The organism is Flavobacterium sp. (assembly GCF_023151265.1).
Lineage (GTDB): Bacteria > Bacteroidota > Bacteroidia > Flavobacteriales > Flavobacteriaceae > Flavobacterium.
In genome coordinates this window covers 1-4,401 of the sequence record NZ_JAKLJH010000177.1, presented here as the reverse complement: position 1 = coordinate 4,401, position 4,401 = coordinate 1, and the positions used below count along the sequence as shown (strand labels likewise).

General features: G+C 31.4%; 5 protein-coding genes. All 5 read left to right on the top strand.

The window, feature by feature from the left end; translation table 11 throughout:
* Positions 1-1,030 (top strand): N-acetylmuramoyl-L-alanine amidase (locus L6Q46_RS12890; protein ID WP_291284649.1); only part of this gene is annotated, 1,030 nt, incomplete at its 5' end.
* Positions 1,031-1,065: 35 nt separating this feature from the next.
* On the top strand, positions 1,066-2,019 hold the full coding sequence (locus L6Q46_RS12885; RefSeq protein WP_291284648.1) for an MlaD family protein: 954 nt from the start codon (positions 1,066-1,068) through the stop codon (positions 2,017-2,019).
* Positions 2,020-2,029: 10 nt separating this feature from the next.
* Complete coding sequence (locus L6Q46_RS12880) at positions 2,030-3,352, top strand: (Fe-S)-binding protein (RefSeq protein ID WP_291284647.1); 1,323 nt, start codon at positions 2,030-2,032, stop codon at positions 3,350-3,352.
* Between the two features lie 32 nt (positions 3,353-3,384).
* Positions 3,385-4,176, top strand: coding sequence for a (Fe-S)-binding protein (locus tag L6Q46_RS12875; RefSeq protein ID WP_291284646.1), 792 nt, complete (start codon positions 3,385-3,387; stop codon positions 4,174-4,176).
* A 13-nt stretch (positions 4,177-4,189) separates the two neighbouring features.
* The coding region (locus L6Q46_RS12870) for a hypothetical protein (protein ID WP_291284645.1) at positions 4,190-4,401 on the top strand (212 nt) is incomplete at its 3' end.

The following is a 4,401-nucleotide window of genomic DNA, read 5'->3' as shown; positions in this document are numbered from 1 at the left end:
AGATGCTGGCCATGGTGGAAAAGATTATGGAGCTGTGTATCATGGTAATATTGAAAAAAATATTGCCTTGAAGACTGTCTTGCGTGTAGGTGCTATTTTAGAAAAAGACCCACAAATTGATGTTGTTTATACTCGAAAAACTGATGTTTTTATCGAATTACAACAACGCGCTAACATTGCTAATAAATCAAAAGGTAGCATTTTTGTTTCCATGCATTGTAACGCAAATAAAAATCAAGCAGCGTCTGGAAATGAAACTTATGTAATGGGTATTACTCGTAATGCTTCCAACTTAGAAGTAGCTAAAAATGAAAATGAGGTAGTTACATTAGAAACCGATTATAAGATTAAATATGATGGTTTTGATCCAAATTCGCCCGAATCGGTTATTGGAATTTCAATTTTACAAGAAGAACATCTTGATCAAAGTATAGAGTTAGCTGGAAGAGTTCAGGAATTTTTTACTAAGAAAACTGATAATAAAAACAGAGGTGTAAAGCAAGCTGGATTCTTAGTATTACGCCAAATTACAATGCCAAGAGTTTTAGTTGAAATGGGATTTGTATCAAATAAAGAAGAAGGAGCATTTTTAAATTCAGAAGAAGGTCAAGAAAAATTAGCCGAAGCTATTGCAGGTGCTATTATGGATTATAAAAATGAATTTTTCAGTCCTTCTAATAATGATAATAAAGAAGAGGATATAAAAGAAGAAATAATAGTTAAAGAAACACCTAAAAAAGAAATTCCTGTAAAAAACCCTGAAAAAACGGTTGATAAAGGAATTGTGTTTAAAATTCAAATTTCTGCTAGTACTAAAAAATTAGATACAACACCATCAAATTTTAAAGGGTTAAGTCCAATTTCAGTAGAACCAGCTGGTAGTTTATATAAATATTTTTATGCTTCAGAAAAAAGTTATGACGAAATCAAACAAAAACTGGAGATTGCAAAACAAAAAGGATATTCTACTGCCTTTATTGTAGCTTATAAAGATGGAATAAAAATAAGCGTAACCGATGCAATAAAATAAAATAAAAGTTTATTTTTGTTAAAAATTATTAAGCTTTGAAACTAACAAGAGAAATCAAAACCGCCGTCCTCGTTATTGTATCTATATTATTATTTATATGGGGATATAATTTTTTAAAAGGAAAAGACTTATTTGAAAGTAGTACTCGAGTTTACGTTGTATATGATAATGTAGCCGGACTTGTAAATTCTGCACCAGTAACTTTGAACGGATTAGCTATTGGTAAAGTAAATTCTATTGACATTCAGCCTGATGGAAAGTTATTGGTAGAAATGCAGATTACTACAGATTTTCCAATTTCTAAATCAAGTGTAGCTGAAATTTACGATTCGGGATTAGTAGGAGGAAGACAAATTGCTATCAAACCAAATTTTCAAGATAAAGATTACATTAAAACAGGTGATTACCTAAAAGCTAGTAGCAAATTAGGTTTAACAGATGCTTTGGCTCAACAATTAGAGCCTCTACAATATAAAGTTCAAAAACTATTAGACAATGCAGATGTTTTGTTTTCTAATGTAAACGATATTTTAGACGAAAAAACAAAGCAAAATTTGAAAAGTAGTATTTCTGAATTGCACAAAACACTTTCTGAATTTAGCGAAATTTCTAACAATCTTAATGGTTTAGTAGCTGATAATAAGCCTAAACTAAATTCGATGTTAACAAACTTTGATAAAACATCATCTAATTTAGAAAAAATGTCTGACTCACTTGCAAAAGCTAACTTGGGTCAAACCGTTAAAAATTTAGAAAAAACTTTAGCAAGTGTTGATAAAATCATGGGTGACATCGAAAAAGGAAACGGAACCATGGGTAAACTAATGAAAGATGAAACCATGTATAATAATTTTTCTAAAGCTTCAAGCGAGCTAGAATTATTATTGCAAGACCTACGCTTAAATCCAACACGTTATGTAAATGTTTCTCTTTTTGGTAAAAAGAACAAGCCTTACGTAGCGCCAGTAAACGATACAATTAAAAAGTAAATTTTATACGATGCAATTTTTAGATAATATTTTCTTCGCATTGCTTTTAGCAATTGGTATTGGTTATTTTGCAATTAATGTAAAAAAACTAATTCGTAATATTAAATTAGGACAAGATATAGATCGTAGCGATAATTCTTCTGAACGTTGGAAGAACATGACTATGGTTGCCTTAGGTCAATCTAAAATGGTAAAGCGTCCTGTTGCGGGATTTTTACACATTATAGTTTATGTTGGATTCGTAATTATTAATATCGAAGTAATCGAAATTATCATCGATGGCCTTTTTGGAACACACCGCGTTTTATCATTTATGGGCGGATTTTATGATGTGTTAATAGGTTCGTTTGAAATTCTAGCATTTTTAGTATTAGTAACTGTAATTATATTTTGGATTAGAAGAAATGTTACCAAATTAGGTCGTTTCGCTAGTTCTGATTTAGATGGTAAACCTAGAAACGATGCTAATTACATCTTATATTTTGAAGTAGTGTTAATGACGTTATTCTTATTGATGAATGCAGCTGATTTTCACTTGCAAAATTTAGGAATTGGACATTATAATCAAGCTGGAAGTTTCCCAATTTCTCAATTTATTGCTCCAATGTTCAACGGAATGAGCGAAGGTTTAGTTGTTATTATTGAAAGAGCTGCTTGGTGGTTACACATTGCCGGAATTTTAGTTTTCCTAAACTATTTATATTTCTCTAAACATTTACATATTTTATTAGCTTTCCCAAATACTTTCTTTGCTGATTTAAACGCGAAAGGAAAACTAAACAATTTAGAAAGTGTTACAAACGAAGTAAAATTGATGATGGATCCAAGTGCTGACCCTTTTGCAGCGCCAGCAAATCCTGATGCAGTTCCAGCTAAGTTTGGTGCTTCTGATGTTCAAGATTTAAATTGGGTACAATTATTAAATGCTTACAGTTGTACGGAGTGTGGTCGTTGTACTTCATCTTGTCCAGCGAACCAAACAGGTAAAAAATTATCGCCTCGTAAGATTATGATGGATACGCGTGATCGTTTAGAGGAAGTAGGAAGAAATATCGATTTAAATAAAGGTGTTTTTGTTGATGATGGAAAATCATTATTAAACGATTACATTACTCCAGAAGAATTGTGGGCTTGTACAACTTGTAATGCTTGTGTAGAAGAATGTCCAATTAATATCAGTCCGTTATCAATTATTATCGATATGCGTCGTTACTTAGTAATGGAACAAAGTGCAGCTCCAATGGAACTAAACAATATGATGAGTAATATTGAAAACAATGGTGCTCCTTGGCCTTATAATCAAATGGATCGTTTAAATTGGGTAAACGAATAATTTTACATTAACTATCATAAATAGTATATAATATGTCTGAAAATTTAATTGTACCAACAATGGCCCAAATGATGGCCGAAGGAAAACAACCTGAAATTTTATTTTGGGTAGGTTCTGCTGGTAGTTTCGATGACAGAGCAAAAAAAATTACAAGAGCTTTCGTTAAAATTTTAAATAAAGCAAACGTAAATTTTGCAGTTTTAGGTACCGAAGAAAGTTGTACAGGAGATGTTGCAAAAAGAGCTGGAAATGAATTTTTATTTCAAATGCAAGCTTTCATGAATATTGAATTGCTTAATGCTTACGAAGTAAAGAAAATTGTAACCTGTGATCCTCATTCATTTAACTGTTTAAAAAATGAATATCCGAGTTTGGGTGGAAATTATGAAGTTTTGCATCACACTCAATTTATTCAACAGCTTTTAAAAGAAGGTCGTATTGATTTTAATAAAGATACGTACAAAGGAAGCCGTATAACGTTTCACGATCCTTGCTATTTAGGTAGAGCAAACAATGAATACCAAGCTCCAAGAGAAATATTATCGCAAACAAATGCTGAAGTTGTTGAAATGAAACGAAGCAAAAGTGCTGCGTTATGTTGCGGAGCTGGTGGCGCTCAAATGTTCAAGGAACCTGAAAAAGGGAATATGGATATTAATGTTTTAAGAACTCAAGATGCTCTTGAAACTACTCCAAATATTATAGCTACAGGTTGTCCTTATTGTAATACAATGATGACAGATGGAGTAAAATTTGCACACAAAGAAAACGAAGTTAAAGTGTTAGATATTGCAGAAATAATTGCAAATGCACAAAATTTATAATTCAAAACAAAACATGAAAAAACTTGTATTATTACTTATCCTTGTTGGAAACGCTGCTTTTGCACAAAAACTTACAAAAGAACAACTAATCGATAAAATGTCTGATGTTGGTTGTGAATGTACTACAAAACAACAAGTTACTAAAGAAAATTTAGAAATAACATTAGGACTTTGTATTCTTGAAGCCTTAAATAAATACGAAAAAGATGTTGAAAGACATTATGG